This window comes from Bacillus sp. SW14 (genome assembly GCF_047608225.1).
Classification (GTDB): domain Bacteria; phylum Bacillota; class Bacilli; order Bacillales; family Bacillaceae; genus Bacillus; species Bacillus subtilis_G.
The window spans coordinates 4046525-4061907 of record NZ_JBLKRW010000001.1 but is presented as its reverse complement, the minus strand read 5'-3'; the positions used below and the strand labels follow the sequence as shown (position 1 = coordinate 4061907).

The window sequence follows — 15383 nt, the reverse complement described above, 5'->3', positions numbered from 1 at the left end:
GTGTTTTATTCTTTGATGAATGCTTCGACTAATTCTGCTGCTCTGTAATCGTCCATATCAAGCTGCCATTGATCGATGTCGTTCTTCTTCATTTTCACTTCAACCGTTTTTTCAGATGAAGCCGGTCCGAGCTTTTTGAATTCCTCAGGATATACTTGAAGCGCGTATTTCACAGCATCCTCATAGCTCGCGCCAGCATTCTTGCTGTAGTAGTCTTTTACTCTGTCTTCTATGCGGTCTGAGAGCGAAGACGCATCTACAGGTTTGATAGTGGCTTCAACAATTGCTTCGTCTTTAGAGAGCGATGTGGTTTTCGCCTGGATGGAAGAGTTTTTGCTTAATCCCGCTTTAATGCCGTTCACGATATTATCAAGCGCTTTGCTGTCCGCGTATGTGCTTGAAAGACCGGAAGCTGAGAGATAGCCGTCTTTGGCTGATTCGTTGAAATCATGTACAATTTCGTTTTTGTTGGCACCGGTGATTTTTTCGAAATCAGCGTTGTCTTTACCGAAAAGAAGGACGTCAACATAAGCCGATAATGCTTTTGCAGAGTCTTGTAGCTGATCGGCTGTTGCAAGGATTTTTTTGTCTTTGCCATTAATTTTGAAAGTAACTGATTTTGGCTTTTTATCACCGTAAGATTCCGGCGTATAGTTAAGCTCGTATTTCTCGCCTTTATCTACAACAAAGAAAAGGCTTCCTTCAACGGATTTATCAGCGTTAATCGTGCTGCTGCGCAGCTTTTCGTTATAGTCTTCAGGGTCTGTGTCAGACATTTTGGTATCATCTTGGTACAAAGTGAAATCCATACTGTCTACATTCAGCGGCTCTTTCCCTGTGTTTTTCACAGCGACATTGACTTTTAACACAAGCTGGCCATCTGTAGTGGACTTATCATATTTAGACGGCAGTGTATAAGAGACATCTTTGAGTTTGACTTGAGCTATATCTGAGCTTTTTTCTGTTTCTGACTCTTTCTTCTCCGCGCTTGTTTTGCTTCCGGAACAAGCGGCTGTAAACATCATCAGCAGAAGAATTAGGAAAACAGCTTGCGTTTTTTTCTGGAACATTCTTTTTCCTCCTCAAGTGGTTTTGGGTAAGGGAGTCTTTTGTCTTTGAGAAATGGATCTTTTTGAATGGATTAGCATCAAATAACCAAAAAAATCAGTTCTTTTCTCACGGTTTTCACCGGGTTTTATGGAAACTCCGCCCTTCTTTGTTATAAATGGACCTATAAAAGTTACAACGGATTTAATTTTAAGATTATTGGCTGTTATATTGAATAGGTTCATCATCCTATTTTTGGTGAAAAATGTTCTGGTAAAACTGGTAAACTCAGAAATTTGTGTATTTTAGACTATTACTTTTTGATTAGTTAGAGGGGGCGTCTTGTTGAACAAAGAGGAAATGAAACAAAAAGCACTGGAAATCGGCCGTGTACCGACACACTTAAAACTGGAAATTGAGGATTATGGCGATGATGAAAAAAGAACCTATTTTTGTTGGATAGATCCTCACAATGAACACATCGGCATTATCGTGGAACTTGATCCTGACGGGCAGCTTACGTCACTTTCCCGTGATATTGAGCCTGAGAGCAAAAAAAGGCTGTCTGAAGAGCAATTAGAGAATATCATGCGCCAATTTGTCGAGACTCATTATCCCGGAGCGCTCACTGACTTTGTCTGTGAAGAAAATGGCCGTACATACGATGATAAAGTGAGATTTTCATATGTTCAAATAGAGGACGGTCTTCCTCTTCCCATGAGCGGATTTATGGCGGATATCACCTTATCAGGCGAGATCATTTACTTCCGCTATTACGGGAAAGCGGGCAGCATCATCAAACCAAAGCGGATCGCTGATGATGAGGAGGCACTTGCCTTTATCAAGAAGGATGTGGAGTTCAACCTATTGTTTGAAGTTCTCAATCGTTCTGTTTACAAAAACGGGGACGATCAGCCGCATTTGGTGTATGAGCCTGAATGCAGAGCCATCACCGTGCCCGCGGATTTGATTCAAGAAGAACGAGTATTTGATGACGATGACAGGGAGCGTGAAAGCTTTCCTCTCCCTTTATTCGAAGACATTTATGAAAAGGCTGATCTAAGCAGCATGATCGGCATCGAAAAAGAGTTTGTCAAAGAGCGGGAAGCGGATTTGGGAGACGGGAGAATCGGGACCGTTTGGCGGAATCCGGATGATCCTGTATATCAGCCGGCGGATAAAAGCATGGACAGCTGGCTTAGAGGACGGGTTCATCAAGTGCTGAAAACCATCCATAACAAAGATACCGGAAAACTCGAAGGTGTCATGTCATTTATGGAGAAAAAAGGGCCGTTGACAGTAGCTGAGGCAGAGTGCGAAAAAATTGCGATTCGCTTCCTGTTTGCTTTATTTCCGGATGCCGATCAATATTTTAAGATCAGGTACGACGAACCGGATGAAGAAGAAAACGCAGTCGCTGGTTTTACATTTGAAGCGCACTGTCATGGAGTTCCGCTCCGGTTTGGACAGACCAGAATCTGCGTCAGCCGCCAGACCGGCCGCATTACCGCTTATATGGGACCGGATATTGACCCGAAGGAGCTGGAAGCCATTCATCCGGTTCCAGCTATTTCAGCAGAACAAGCGAAGTCTATCTTCTGGAAGCATTTTAAAGTTGAGCTTAGCTGGGAGAGGGAATACCGTGATGAAGAAAACAGCTACCGGCTCGTCTACAAGCCGGTGTATCCGTGTTTTATTGAAGCCCATACAGGAGAGCCAGTGATGAGTGTCTGGTAAAACAGTGAAAAGCCACACAAATGCAGCAAATATATAAGATGACGTGTGATGAAAGTAACAGAAAGAATATTAGAGAATAAAGACAATAATATAAAAGGACCTTTCTTCACTTTAAATGAAGAAGGGTCCTTTTATATAATAAACAGGATTCTCTTTGTCGTAGACTCTTTTGAAAGGATGACTTCATTGGTTAATAAACAGCTGAAAAAGAAGGCGCAAGGAATCGGGAATGTACCGCCGCATTATGAGCTTGAGATAGAAGATTACGGCCAAAAGCAAAAGAAAAAGGGGCAGGCGTACTTCATCTGGAAGGACCCTAAAGATCCTGAAAAGCACATTACAGTTGAACTTGGAAATGACGGCGCTTTGCTCACCTTTTCAACAACCGTGCGCTCCGAGGCAGACAAAAAGCTCCCAGATGCCGAGCTGAAGCTGAAGGCTCTTCAATTTGCTGCTGCCAACCATCCCGGCACATTTATGAAATTTCATTTTCAGGGCAAGGAAGAACGGGGGCAACGCATCCGTTTTATGTATGCCAAAATGGAACTGGGGCTTCCGCTTCCCAATTCAGGCTTTTTGATTGATATGACACGCAGCGGACAGATTGTCCATTTTTTATATTACGGAGAAGGGCATAAAGCCGAAGTTCCAAAGGAATTTGTAGCAAAAGAGAAGGTTGTGTCCCATTACGTAAATACAATGTCTTTGCGGCTGATGTACGATGTCATAGATGGCGAACAGGCACCAAGACTTCTGTATGAACCGATTCTGCCGGGATACAGCTATCCCGCCGACGTAGACGAAATCGTTCCCGACCAGCATATCGCTGATGAAAGAATAGAAAACGGGACGCCCCTGCCGACGCTTCAGAACACGGAAAAAATCGATATATATACGATGCTGGGCTTCACCCCTGATATGCAGAAAGTCAGTGAAAAGGACTTTGGAGAAGAAATGGGAAGCACGTGGCGCGAAGGAACTGCGCCGGAGCGGAAGGATTTAAGCATAGGGAGTTATTTTGAAACGAGAAATAAAAACACAATCAAAATAAAAACGGACAAAACAACAGGGAAGTTAAAAGCAGCGCTCTCTTTTATGGAACAGCGGAACACCCGCCAATGCTCAATAGAAGAATGCCAAAGGACAGCGCTTCAATTTTTATATGCGCTCTATCCTAGAGCGGCTGAGTTTTTCAAAGTGAATCCCATCCTAATTGATGAAAGAGGGAGGGTCCGCAATCATTTTTCTGTCTGGTATAAAGAAGTGCCGCTGCGGTTCGGTGCTGCCCGAATCATTGTCAATCCGGAAACCGGAATGATAGATGCTTTTATGGCGCCGGATATTGATCCTGAACAATTAGAATCAATCAATCACAGGCCGGATGTTTCAGCTCAAGAAGCGAGAGAAACGTTTTTAGCCGCTTTTGATGTGAAGCTGGAATGGCAGCCTGATTTTACAGCGGGCAGCGTTCAGCATTACAAGCTGGTGTATAAGCCGGTTTATCCTTCCTACATTGATGCGCACATAAGGAAAAAGAAAAGGCTGTGAGGGTGTCTAGTCAGGAATCATTTGCAAGTGGGGGTAGTCCTTGAATCGTTTCCAGTCCCCGCCCCATTCAAAACCGAGCTTCTTAGCAATCTCGACAACCTCCACCCAATCTGATTGACCGTTTTGATTGCCGTCATATTCTATGTCCCAAATGATGCTGCCATCCTTTTTTTGCAGGGCGAAATCTATGGCTAAACCATAGTTATGATACGATTCTCCTCCTCTTGCATAGGTGACAATATTCCCTTCTTTTGTACGCCCCTGTTTATATAATTCGTCTTGTTCCTTAAAGGACCTGAATCCTTCTGTAATGACAACGTTAATGCCTTTTTTCGCCGCTGCGGCCTTGAGAGCATCGGCGTTCTGTTTCACAATCGGATGAAGATCCGAAGGGACAGGCATATTCTGCAGGGCGTTTTGAGAATGCCATTCGTTTTGTATATAACTAAAACACAGATCAAGAAGAAACAGAATACATAAGATAACGGATATTTTTGCGGATAATTTCATATCGGTCTCACTTTCTCATGATGTGCTGAATGTTTTCGCTTTTAAGTGATTGACTCTCTCTAAAAGAGAACAGCTATGATAAAATATAACATAAATAGTAGCAGGAGGAAGGAGGCAGATAGATGAGAGCAAAGATTCCATCTGAGGAAGTAGCAGTAAAGCTAAACGAATGGTACAAGCTCATTCGCGCATTTGAAGCAGATCAAGCAGAAGCGTTAAAGCAGGAGATCGAATACGATTTAGAAGACATGGAAGAAAATCAGGACTTGCTTTTATATTTTTCTTTGATGGAATTCCGGCATCGAATCATGCTGGATAAGCTGATGCCGGTGAAAGACAGCGACACCAAGCCTCCGTTCTCTGATATGCTGAACGAAATTGAAAGCAATCAGCAAAAACTCACAGGCTTATTGGAATACTACTTTTATTATTTCAGAGGGATGTACGAATTTAAACAGAAAAATTTCATATTAGCGATTGACCATTATAAACATGCCGAGGAAAAGCTTGAGTATGTCGAGGATGAGATCGAAAAAGCTGAGTTTCTTTTTAAGGTTGCAGAAGTGTATTATCACATCAAACAAACGTATTTTTCCATGAATTATGCGAGCCAGGCGCTTGATATCTATACGAAATATGAGCTGTACGGGCGCCGCCGCGTGCAGTGTGAATTTATCATTGCCGGAAATTTGACCGATGTTTATCATTATGAAAAAGCGCTGATACACTTGTGCAGTGCCTTAGATCATGCGAGGCAGCTTGAAGAATCGTATATGATCGCCGCTGCCCATTACAATGTCGGACACTGTAAGTACAGTCTGGGAGATTTCAATGAAGCGGAGGGCTATATCAAAACAGCCGCCGCCATTTTTGAGAGGCACAACTTTCAGCAGGCCGTTCAAGCCGTTTTTTCACTGACCCATATCTACTGTAAACAGGCAAAATACGACAAAGCGGCAGAAGCATATGACCGCGGGATCAAGAGTGCTGCTGAATGGACAGATGACATGTACTTGACGAAATTCCGCCTCATTCATGAGCTTTATCTTGGCAGCGGCGACTGGAAGGTGCTTGAAGAATGCTTCGACTTGCTGGAATCCCGGCAGCTTCTTGCCGATGCTGAAGAACTGCTGCATGATACAGCGGAACATTTCAATCAGCAAGAACGTTACGAGTCCGCCGCTTTCTTTTACCGCAGGCTGATGAATATTAAAAAGAAGCTTGCTGAGCAGCGTTTTCGATAGAAAAGGGCAGAGAACATACAGGTTCTCTGCTTTTTTATGCTGTTTTCAACCCGGAAAAATGGGGTATTTTCCACTGCATAATGGAAAATCAGAGGAGGATATCGTTTATGTATAAAGATTTAACCGGAAAAACAGCGATCGTGACAGGTTCTTCAAAAGGAATCGGGAAAGCCATTGCGGAACGGTTCGGGCAGGAGAAAATGAATGTTGTTGTGAATTATCACAGCGACCCGTCTGGAGCCGATGAAACGGTGGACATCATTAAGCATAACGGAGGGAAAGCCGTCGCAGTTGAGGCGGACGTGTCAAAAGAAGAAGGAATTCAGGCGCTCTTGGACACCGCTTTAGACCATTTCGGCACGCTCGATGTTCTGGTGAACAACTCGGGTTTTAACGGCGCGGAGGCTATGCCGCATGAGATGAGTCTTGAAGATTGGCAGAGAGTCATTGATGTCAACATCACCGGAACCTTTCTGGGAGCAAAAGCAGCCCTTAGCCACATGATGAAAAACAACATCAAAGGCAATGTGCTGAATATTTCGAGCGTTCACCAGCAGATCCCGCGCCCCGTCAATGTTCAGTATTCCACGTCGAAAGGCGGCATCAAGATGATGACAGAAACGCTGGCGCTCAATTATGCGGATAAAGGAATTCGCGTCAACGCAATAGCGCCCGGAACCATTGCCACAGAATCAAATGTGGATACGAAAAAGGAAGAGAGCAGACAAAAACAATTGAAAAAAATCCCAATGAATGCCTTCGGAAAGCCGGAAGAAGTGGCAGCAGCAGCGGCTTGGCTTGTTTCTGAGGAAGCGAGCTATGTAACCGGCACCACACTCTTCGTCGATGGCGGAATGACAATTTATCCGTCTCAGCTTGAATAGAACATAAAACAGGGGGATTCGGGATGAAGACAGACTGGTGGAAGGATGCGGTGGTCTATCAAGTTTATCCGAGAAGCTTTCAGGACAGCAATGGAGATGGAATTGGAGATTTGCGGGGAATTATGTCCCGCCTTGATTACATAAAGGAGCTCGGAGCAGACGTGATTTGGATTTGCCCGATTTATCCTTCTCCGAATGTTGATTACGGCTATGATGTGACAGACCATAAGACGATTATGGATTCATACGGAACGATGGACGATTTTCACGAGCTGCTTGACCAGGTGCATCAGCACGGATTAAAGCTAGTGATGGATTTTGTGTTAAATCACACCTCGGTCGAGCACCCGTGGTTTAAAGAAGCGGAGCTGGACAAAAACAGCAAATACCGGAGCTATTACATTTGGCGCCCCGGCACAAAGAACGGCCTACCGACGGACTGGGTGTCTGACTACGGATGCCCGGTCTGGCAATACGAGGAGCACACGGGAGAATATTATCTCCATATGAATGCCGTCAAACAAGCTGATTTAAATTGGGAACATCCTAAGGTGCGCCAAGCGGTATTTGACATGATGAGATTTTGGCTTGATAAAGGGGTGGACGGGTTACGGATTGATCAGCTCCATCTCATCTCTAAGAAAGAATATCTTCCTCCGTATGAGGACTATATCAACCGGCAGGCAGAGCTGAAGCCTTTCCAACCAAATGGCGAACGAATTCATGACTATTTAAAAGAAATGACAGATAAAGTATTTTCTCAATATGATGTCATGTCCGTCGGAGAGGCAGGAAACGCCACACCGGAGGAAGGCCTGAAGTATACGGGAACAGATAAGCATGAACTGAACATGATTTTTCACTTTCAGCATATGGAGCTTGACCAGCAGCCGGGAAAAGAACATTGGGATGTAAAGCCCCATGAGCTTTCTGATTTAAAGTCTGTTTTGACAACATGGCAAAAGAAGCTTGAATACGAAGGGTGGAATACATTGTTTTGGTGCAACCATGATCAGCCCCGGATTGTGTCGCGATTCGGAGACGATGGGGAATACCGGAAAGAATCCGCGAAAATGCTGGCCGCCGTTCTTTATTTCATGAAGGGCACGCCGTATATTTATCAAGGAGAAGAAATCGGGATGACAAACGCGCCGTTTACCCGAATTGAGGACTACAAAGATATCCAAACGGTCAATATGTATCATAAACGGGTGTTTGAAAAAGGCTATGATCCAGAAGATGTGATGAGATCGATCTTAGCCAAAAGCCGGGATCACGCCCGGACGCCGATGCAGTGGAGCAGCGGCAAGAATGCCGGATTTACTAACGGCACGCCTTGGCTGAGGGTCAACCCGAACTTCTCGACTATCAATGTGGAGGGAGCACAGGCAGACCCTGATTCGATCTTAACCTACTACAAAAAGCTGATCAGCCTGAGAAAGCAGTACGCTGACCTCATGAAAGGAAGCTATAATCTTTTGCTTCCGGATGATCCGCAGCTGTTTGTATACATGAGAGAAAATGGAAAACAGCAGCTTTTGTCGGTCAATAACTTTTCAAAAGAGCAGGCTGTTTTCCGTTGGCCTAAGCATTGCGGAAAGGATCAGGCATCCTTGCTTCTCAGCAATTATAAAAACAACGGTGATCTGGCTGACGAAATGGTGTTTCAGCCTTACGAGAGCAGAGTATATCTTCTGGACAAAACAATCAAATGACTCAGCCCGCCCGGCTTTTTAGCCGGGTTTTTTAAGTACATATATTCACCCCATAGACGGAAGAATAACAAAAACGAAAATTACTCTTGCAAAACGTAATGACTTCGGTTTATTATAATATAGGATTACAAAATCGTTATCATTTTGATTTAAAGTTATGTGAAAAAGAGGGGATATACGATATGTTTAAAAAATGGAGCGGCTTGTTTGTGATTGCAGCGTGCTTTTTAGTAGTCGCAGCATGCGGCAATTCATCAACAAAAGGGTCGGCGGATTCTAAGAGTGATAAACTGCACATTGTCACAACGTTCTACCCGATGTATGAATTTACGAAACAAATTGTAAAAGATAAAGGAGATGTGGATTTGTTAATTCCATCTTCCGTTGAACCGCATGATTGGGAACCGACGCCAAAAGACATTGCCAACATTCAAGATGCTGATTTGTTTGTTTATAATAGTGAATACATGGAAACTTGGGTTCCGTCAGCTGAAAAAAGCATGGGCCAAGGCCATGCCGTTTTCGTCAACGCGAGCAAAGGCATTGATTTAATGGAAGGTTCGGAAGAAGAAGAACACGAAGAGCATGAAGAACACGGAGAGCACGAGGAGCATGAACATGAGCACAGCCATAGCCATGCAATGGACCCTCACGTATGGCTCAGCCCTGTTCTGGCGCAGAAGGAAGTTGAAAATATTACGGCGCAAATCGTAAAGCAGGACCCGGATAACAAAGAATACTATGAGAAAAATAGTAAAGAATATATTGCAAAACTGCAGGATCTTGATAAACTATATCGTACAACCGTAAAAAAAGCGGTGAAGAAAGAATTCATCACACAGCATACAGCTTTTAGCTATTTGGCAAAAGAATACGGTCTGACGCAGGTTCCGATTGCAGGGCTTTCGCCTGACCAAGAACCGAGCGCAGCCGACTTAGCAAAACTGAAAACGTATGCCAAAGAACATAACGTAAAAGTCATTTACTTTGAAGAAATTGCATCCTCAAAGGTCGCAGAAACGCTGGCCAGTGAAATCGGCGCAAAGACTGAAGTGCTCAATACACTGGAGGGCTTAAGCAAAGAAGAACAAGATAAAGGTTTAGGGTATATCGACATTATGAAACAAAACCTCGATGCCCTTAAAGATTCACTATTGGATAAATCATAAGATAGTGTGCGCCGGAGGGTGCACACTATTTCTTTGTGAGAAAGGAAGATTGACATGAATCTCGTCTCATTGAAAGATATCGTTTTCGGCTATTCCCATACGCCTGTTTTGGATAAAGTATCACTTGATATTGAAAGCGGTGAGTTTGTCGGTATCACGGGCCCAAACGGCGCCGCTAAATCGACGCTTATGAAAGTCATGCTCGGCATGCTGAAACCGTGGGAAGGCACGGTGACGATCAGTAAAAGGAATACAGAAGGAAAACGCCTGACGATAGGCTACGTCCCGCAGCAAATTTCTTCATTTAATGCCGGTTTTCCAAGTACGGTGCTGGAGCTTGTGCAGTCAGGCCGATACACAAAAGGGAAATGGTTTAAACGTTTAAATGAAGAAGATCATATCGAAGTGGAAAAAGCGTTGAAAATGGTGGAAATGTGGGAGCTCCGCGATCGGAAAATCGGCGACTTATCAGGCGGACAGAAGCAGAAAATCTGTATCGCCAGAATGCTTGCCAGCAATCCGGATCTCTTAATGCTTGACGAACCGACAACAGCCGTTGACTATGACAGCAGAAAAGGATTTTACGAATTTATGCACCATCTCGTGAAAAATCACAACCGCACAGTTGTGATGGTCACTCATGAACAAAATGAAGTGCAGCAATTTTTAGATAAAGTAATTCGATTAGAGAGAGGAGAAAAAGGCGGATGGAAATGTTTGACTTGGAATTCATGCGACGAGCTTTTCTAGCAGGCGGCATGATCGCCATCATGGCCCCGATTTTAGGGGTTTATCTCGTTCTCAGAAGACAGGCCTTAATGGCTGACACACTATCACATATTTCATTGTCAGGTGTGGCCATCGGCTTTTTTCTCAGCACCAATATTACCGCGGCGAGCATCGTCGTCGTGACCGTAGGCGCAATCGGGATTGAATACATGCGGCGGGCATACCGAACCTATTCAGAAGTGTCCATTGCCATCTTAATGGCGGCTGGTTTGTCCTTCGCGATGTTTTTAATCAGCCTTTCAAAAGGCACAGCCAATATGAGCATTGACCAATACCTATTTGGATCGCTCGTGACCGTAAACCAGCAGCAGGTCTATATTATCGGCATCATTACACTGCTGATCCTGCTTTACTTTATCGTACTGAGAAGACCGCTCTACCTGCTGACGTTTGATGAAGCAACAGCAAAAACGTCCGGAATCAATACAAACGTTCTGTCGATGTCATTCAGTATCGTCACAGGGCTTGCGATCTCAGTCATTATTCCGATCATCGGGGTTCTTCTTGTATCAGCCCTGCTCGTATTGCCGGCAGCATTCGCCATTAGAATTGCGAAAGGCTTTAACATGGTATTTATCGCAGCTATACTCATTTCGTTATTCAGCGTTTTTATGGGACTGACATCATCTTATCAGCTCGGAACGCCGCCAGGGCCGTCTATTACCCTGCTTTTGATCGTTCTGCTTTTGATTGGATTCGCGGTTCAGGGCGTTTGGACGTTTATCAAAAAAGAAACCCTGCGTAAAAAAGGGAGCCGGTAACACGAAAAGCAGTTTTTCCATCGGAAAAACTGCTTTTTTTATAGAAACAACCCGGCAAGACGCTCATATGATTCCTTTTTCGCCTCAAAATCAAACACATTGCAAAGAACCATAATTTCATTTGTTTCATAACGGTCTGTGAGCTCTAAAAGCTGCTGTTTGACAGTGTTTGGAGAACCGATCACCATTCGCTTTCTGTTTTCTTCTATGAGCTTTTTATCGGACTCTGTGTAGGGATGCGTTTTTGCCTCCTCGCTGCTCGGCACGCGGCTGTCCAAGCCTTTTCCGACGCGAAGAAGCCATAAATCCTGGCTTAACGCGAGCTCTTCTGCCTCCTCATCTGTTTTTGCGCAAATGACAAAAATCGTAAACAATGCGGCCGGAGACGAGAAATGAGCTGACGGCCGAAAGTTTTCCCGGTAAACACGAAATGCATTTTCTCCTCGCTCGGGGTTAATGAAATGCCCAAACACATATCCAATCCCCTGATGCGCCGCGCGTCTTGCGCTGTTTTCACCGAGACCGAGCACCCATAGCTCCGGTGCAGTGTCAATAAGCGGCGCCGCTTTGATTCCGGCATACGGATGCCCGGCAGGAAGCGAATCTGTGAGAAAATAAGAGACATCCTGCAGTTGTCTGTTGAAATCGGTTAAGCTTTTTTTCACCCCGTCCGTTAGCGCAAGGCGGGTTTTTGTCGTGCCGCCGGGGGAACGCCCGACACCGAGGTCAATCCGGTTGGGATACAGGGCCTCAAGCTGGCGAAAGGTTTCGGCCACTTTGAACGGGCTGTACTGAGGCAGCAGCACGCCGCCTGACCCGACACGGATCGTGTTTGTCTGTGCCGCGATGCGGGCGATCATAATTTCCGGCGCCGTGCTTGCCAGTCCTTTCGTGCTGTGATGTTCGGCAAACCAATAACGCTTATAGCCCCACTGTTCGCTTAATTGGGCAAGCTCAACCGAATGCTGAAGAGTTGTCACAGGGCTTTCTCCTTTAGAAACAGGTGCCTGGTCAAGTATGCTGAAATGAATCAAAAGGCCGCTTCCTTTCTGTCTGTTTTTAGAATGTGACACAAGAATAGGCAAAATGACTCGCTCACGTCAAATGGTTTGTTTTTAGAATCACAATTCATATGATTTGCAAAAATCACATCAAATATGGAAGTTTTTTTCGAGGATTTTCGTCAATTATTCTTAACTTTTATGAAACTTTGCTATAATAACAAACGTATCTATTAATAATTTACGGCATACTCATCTTCCCTTTGTACGTAAAAATAAATGTGACTATATTCACATCTTGATGATTAGGAGTGAATCGTGTGGCGATTTCTTTAGAAAAAGGACAACGTATTGATTTAACAAAAGGAAAAGCGGGCTTATCAAAATTGATGGTCGGTCTCGGCTGGGACCCGGTTTCATCAGGCGGAGGCGGTTTTTTCGGAAAGCTGCTCGGCGGGGGCGGACCCAATGTCGACTGTGACGCTTCAGTATTGATGCTCGAAAACGGCAAATTCACCGATAAGAAAAATATCATCTATTTCGGCAACCTGAAAAGCCGCTGCGGCGGTGTCAAACACACAGGCGATAACCTGACAGGCGACGGTGCGGGTGATGACGAACAAATTATGATAGATTTGGAAAAAGTGCCTGCAAATATCGACAGGCTTGTATTTGTTGTTAATATTTATGATTGTGTCAGAAGAAAACAAGATTTCGGCATGATTCAAAATGCGTTTATCCGTGTGGTCGATCAATCTAAAAATGAAGAAATGCTCAAATACAATTTAAAAGACAATTATGCCGGCAGAACAAGCTTAATTACGGCTGAAATCTACCGCCAGGACGGCGAGTGGAAATTCGCGGCGATCGGTGAAGGCACAAACGATACGAGATTAGAAGATATTATCAGCCGGTACGTATAAAAGAAAAAAGGAGTGGATGAAACATGGCAATTTCATTGGCAAAAGGACAAAAAGTAGATTTAACAAAAACAAATCCAGGTCTTTCAAAGGTTGTTGTCGGTTTAGGCTGGGATACGAATAAGTATGACGGCGGACATGACTTTGACCTTGACTCAAGTGTATTTCTTTTAGATGCGTCTGGAAAATGCGCATCTCAAAATGATTTTATTTTCTACAACCAGCTTGAAGGCGGCAATGGTTCAGTCGTTCATTCAGGCGATAACCTGACAGGTCTTGGCGAAGGCGATGATGAGAATGTAAAAGTGAATCTCAGCGCCGTACCTGCCAATATCGACAAAATCTCATTTGTCATCACGATTCACGAAGCGGAAGCGCGCAGCCAAAACTTTGGACAAGTGTCAAACGCGTTCGTTCGCATCGTCAATGAAGAAACAAATGAAGAGCTCATCCGTTACGATCTGGCGGAAGATTTCTCTATTGAAACAGCAATTATCGCTGGAGAGCTTTACCGGCATAACGGCGAGTGGAAATTCTCCGCTATCGGCTCAGGCTACCAAGGCGGCCTTGCCCGTATCGCAACAGACTTCGGCTTGCAAGTTGGTTAGGACAGATTACGAAGAGCAGAAAGGAGAGAGGCAGTATGGCTATTCAATTAGCAAAAGGACAGCGTGTTGATCTAACGAAAACAAATCCGGGACTCACAAAAGCGGTGATCGGTTTAGGCTGGGATACAAATAAGTACTCAGGCGGAGACGATTTTGACCTGGATGCTTCAGCTTTTTTAGTTGATGCGCATGACAACTGCGTGAATGATCTCGATTTCGTCTTCTATAATAACCTTGAGCATCCGAGCGGCGGTGTCATCCATACGGGTGACAACCGCACGGGTGAAGGTGACGGAGATGATGAGCAGCTCATCGTTGATTTTTCAAAAATACCTGCTCACATTGAGAAAATAGGTATCACAGTGACCATTCACGACGCGGAAGCACGCAGCCAAAACTTCGGACAAGTTTCCAATGCGTTTGTACGCGTTGTGGACGAAGAGACGCAGAATGAACTTCTTCGCTTCGACTTGGGAGAAGATTTCTCTATTGAGACAGCCGTTGTCGTTTGTGAGCTTTACAGACACGGCGACGAGTGGAAATTCAATGCGATCGGCAGCGGTTTTTCCGGCGGGCTGGCTGCATTGTGCCGGAACTACGGTTTGCAAGTGTAAGCGAGTGACAAATAGAGAAGTCACCGTTTTCAATTAATAGGAGGAAAAAATTTGGACTTTTTACATCATATCATGTCTACGTATGCTTCATTTTTCGATTGGAAAATGTGGGGGGAAGTGTTGTCTGATCCTGTTTCCTGGGGTCTGATCGGTTCTCTTGTTGTTTTGGAAGGCCTTTTATCGGCCGATAACGCGCTTGTTCTTGCGGTGATGGTTAAACACCTGCCGGAAAAACAGCGGAAAAAAGCGTTAACGTATGGTTTATTTGGAGCTTATATTTTCAGGTTTATTTTTATCGGGCTCGGTATGCTCCTCATCAAGTTTTGGTGGATCAAGGTGCTTGGCGCGCTTTATCTGGCTTGGCTCGTCATTAAGCACTTCTGGATCGGCGAAAACGATGAGGAAACGGACGGCATGAAGAAAAACTCTTGGATGGTCCGCACGTTCGGTATTTTCTGGGCGACTGTTATTTCAGTTGAATTGATGGACCTTGCCTTCTCTGTGGACAGCATTCTGGCCGCATTTGCGGTATCTGAAAAAGTATGGGTGCTTCTGGTCGGCGGTATGCTCGGTATATTAATGATGCGTACAGTGGCAAAAGTATTCCTTGTACTGATTGATAAAATTCCTGAGCTGGAAAACACAGCATTCGTGTTAATCGGAATTATCGCGCTGAAAATGGCCGGTAGTGCCTTCCATTACGAAATGCCGCACTCTGTATTCTTCATTATCATTATCGCTGCTTTTGCGATTACATTTATCATTCACTATATCAACAAACAAAAGCAAGTGCGCGAACAGACAGCCGCGTCAAAAGAAGAATAAAACAAAACAAG

Annotated in this window: 16 protein-coding genes; 12 read left to right on the top strand and 4 right to left on the bottom strand. The window is 44.5% G+C overall.

From position 1 onward, the window contains the following. Positions 1-5: 5 nt before the first annotated feature. Both ACMX2I_RS20465 and ACMX2I_RS20460 read right to left on the bottom strand, forming a co-directional pair. Positions 6-1070 carry a DUF4352 domain-containing protein gene (locus ACMX2I_RS20465; protein ID WP_087993107.1) on the bottom strand — a complete coding sequence of 355 codons (1065 nt, stop codon included), beginning with the start codon at positions 1068-1070 and terminating at the stop codon, positions 6-8. Between the two features lie 12 nt (positions 1071-1082). Further along, the gene (locus ACMX2I_RS20460) at positions 1083-1223 is read right to left on the bottom strand and encodes a hypothetical protein (RefSeq protein ID WP_148963115.1); all 141 of its coding nucleotides are present in this window, start codon (positions 1221-1223) and stop codon (positions 1083-1085) included. Between the two features lie 184 nt (positions 1224-1407). On the opposite strand from ACMX2I_RS20460, the gene ACMX2I_RS20455 reads away from it, so the two are divergent. Both ACMX2I_RS20455 and ACMX2I_RS20450 read left to right on the top strand, forming a co-directional pair. After that, positions 1408-2784: a YcdB/YcdC domain-containing protein gene (locus ACMX2I_RS20455; protein ID WP_414958371.1), complete on the top strand. Its 1377-nt coding sequence runs from the start codon at positions 1408-1410 to the stop codon at positions 2782-2784. A gap of 186 nt (positions 2785-2970) precedes the next feature. Then, the gene (locus ACMX2I_RS20450) at positions 2971-4332 is read left to right on the top strand and encodes a YcdB/YcdC domain-containing protein (RefSeq protein ID WP_414958179.1); all 1362 of its coding nucleotides are present in this window, start codon (positions 2971-2973) and stop codon (positions 4330-4332) included. A 6-nt stretch (positions 4333-4338) separates the two neighbouring features. Here the strand turns inward: ACMX2I_RS20450 and ACMX2I_RS20445 are convergent, their stop codons facing one another. Further along, positions 4339-4842 (bottom strand): M15 family metallopeptidase, encoded by a 504-nt coding sequence (locus ACMX2I_RS20445; protein WP_414958178.1) that lies wholly within the window; start codon positions 4840-4842, stop codon positions 4339-4341. A 122-nt stretch (positions 4843-4964) separates the two neighbouring features. On the opposite strand from ACMX2I_RS20445, the gene rapJ reads away from it, so the two are divergent. The 6 genes from rapJ to znuB all read left to right on the top strand — a co-directional run bounded on the left by rapJ (position 4965) and on the right by znuB (position 11404). Then, positions 4965-6086, top strand: a complete 1122-nt coding sequence (rapJ, locus tag ACMX2I_RS20440) for a response regulator aspartate phosphatase RapJ (protein ID WP_414958177.1) — start codon at positions 4965-4967, stop codon at positions 6084-6086. 107 nt (positions 6087-6193) lie between these two features. Beyond that, positions 6194-6970 carry an SDR family oxidoreductase gene (locus ACMX2I_RS20435; RefSeq protein WP_087993110.1) on the top strand — a complete coding sequence of 259 codons (777 nt, stop codon included), beginning with the start codon at positions 6194-6196 and terminating at the stop codon, positions 6968-6970. Positions 6971-6993: 23 nt separating this feature from the next. Continuing rightward, positions 6994-8685, top strand: coding sequence for a glycoside hydrolase family 13 protein (locus ACMX2I_RS20430; protein ID WP_414958176.1), 1692 nt, complete (start codon positions 6994-6996; stop codon positions 8683-8685). 182 nt (positions 8686-8867) lie between these two features. Then, entirely contained in the window at positions 8868-9854 is a 987-nt protein-coding gene (locus tag ACMX2I_RS20425; protein WP_414958175.1) for a metal ABC transporter substrate-binding protein, read from the top strand. A gap of 54 nt (positions 9855-9908) precedes the next feature. Continuing rightward, positions 9909-10604, top strand: coding sequence for a zinc ABC transporter ATP-binding protein ZnuC (gene znuC, locus ACMX2I_RS20420; protein ID WP_148962904.1), 696 nt, complete (start codon positions 9909-9911; stop codon positions 10602-10604). Next, positions 10562-11404 carry a zinc ABC transporter permease ZnuB gene (znuB, locus tag ACMX2I_RS20415; RefSeq protein WP_414958174.1) on the top strand — a complete coding sequence of 281 codons (843 nt, stop codon included), beginning with the start codon at positions 10562-10564 and terminating at the stop codon, positions 11402-11404. Before znuC ends, znuB begins: the two co-directional genes overlap by 43 nt. A 38-nt stretch (positions 11405-11442) precedes the next feature. Here znuB and ACMX2I_RS20410 read toward each other — a convergent pair whose 3' ends face one another. Continuing rightward, the gene (locus ACMX2I_RS20410) at positions 11443-12438 is read right to left on the bottom strand and encodes an LLM class flavin-dependent oxidoreductase (protein WP_414958173.1); all 996 of its coding nucleotides are present in this window, start codon (positions 12436-12438) and stop codon (positions 11443-11445) included. A gap of 287 nt (positions 12439-12725) precedes the next feature. On the opposite strand from ACMX2I_RS20410, the gene ACMX2I_RS20405 reads away from it, so the two are divergent. The 4 genes from ACMX2I_RS20405 to ACMX2I_RS20390 are packed head-to-tail and all read left to right on the top strand — an operon-like array spanning position 12726 to position 15372. Then, on the top strand, positions 12726-13328 hold the full coding sequence (locus ACMX2I_RS20405; protein ID WP_202328684.1) for a TerD family protein: 603 nt from the start codon (positions 12726-12728) through the stop codon (positions 13326-13328). 23 nt (positions 13329-13351) lie between these two features. Then, positions 13352-13933 (top strand): TerD family protein, encoded by a 582-nt coding sequence (locus ACMX2I_RS20400; RefSeq protein WP_087993117.1) that lies wholly within the window; start codon positions 13352-13354, stop codon positions 13931-13933. Between the two features lie 35 nt (positions 13934-13968). Continuing rightward, positions 13969-14547, top strand: coding sequence for a TerD family protein (locus ACMX2I_RS20395; RefSeq protein ID WP_414958172.1), 579 nt, complete (start codon positions 13969-13971; stop codon positions 14545-14547). A 51-nt stretch (positions 14548-14598) separates the two neighbouring features. Continuing rightward, positions 14599-15372, top strand: a complete 774-nt coding sequence (locus tag ACMX2I_RS20390) for a TerC family protein (RefSeq protein WP_289346403.1) — start codon at positions 14599-14601, stop codon at positions 15370-15372. Positions 15373-15383 lie beyond the last annotated feature (11 nt).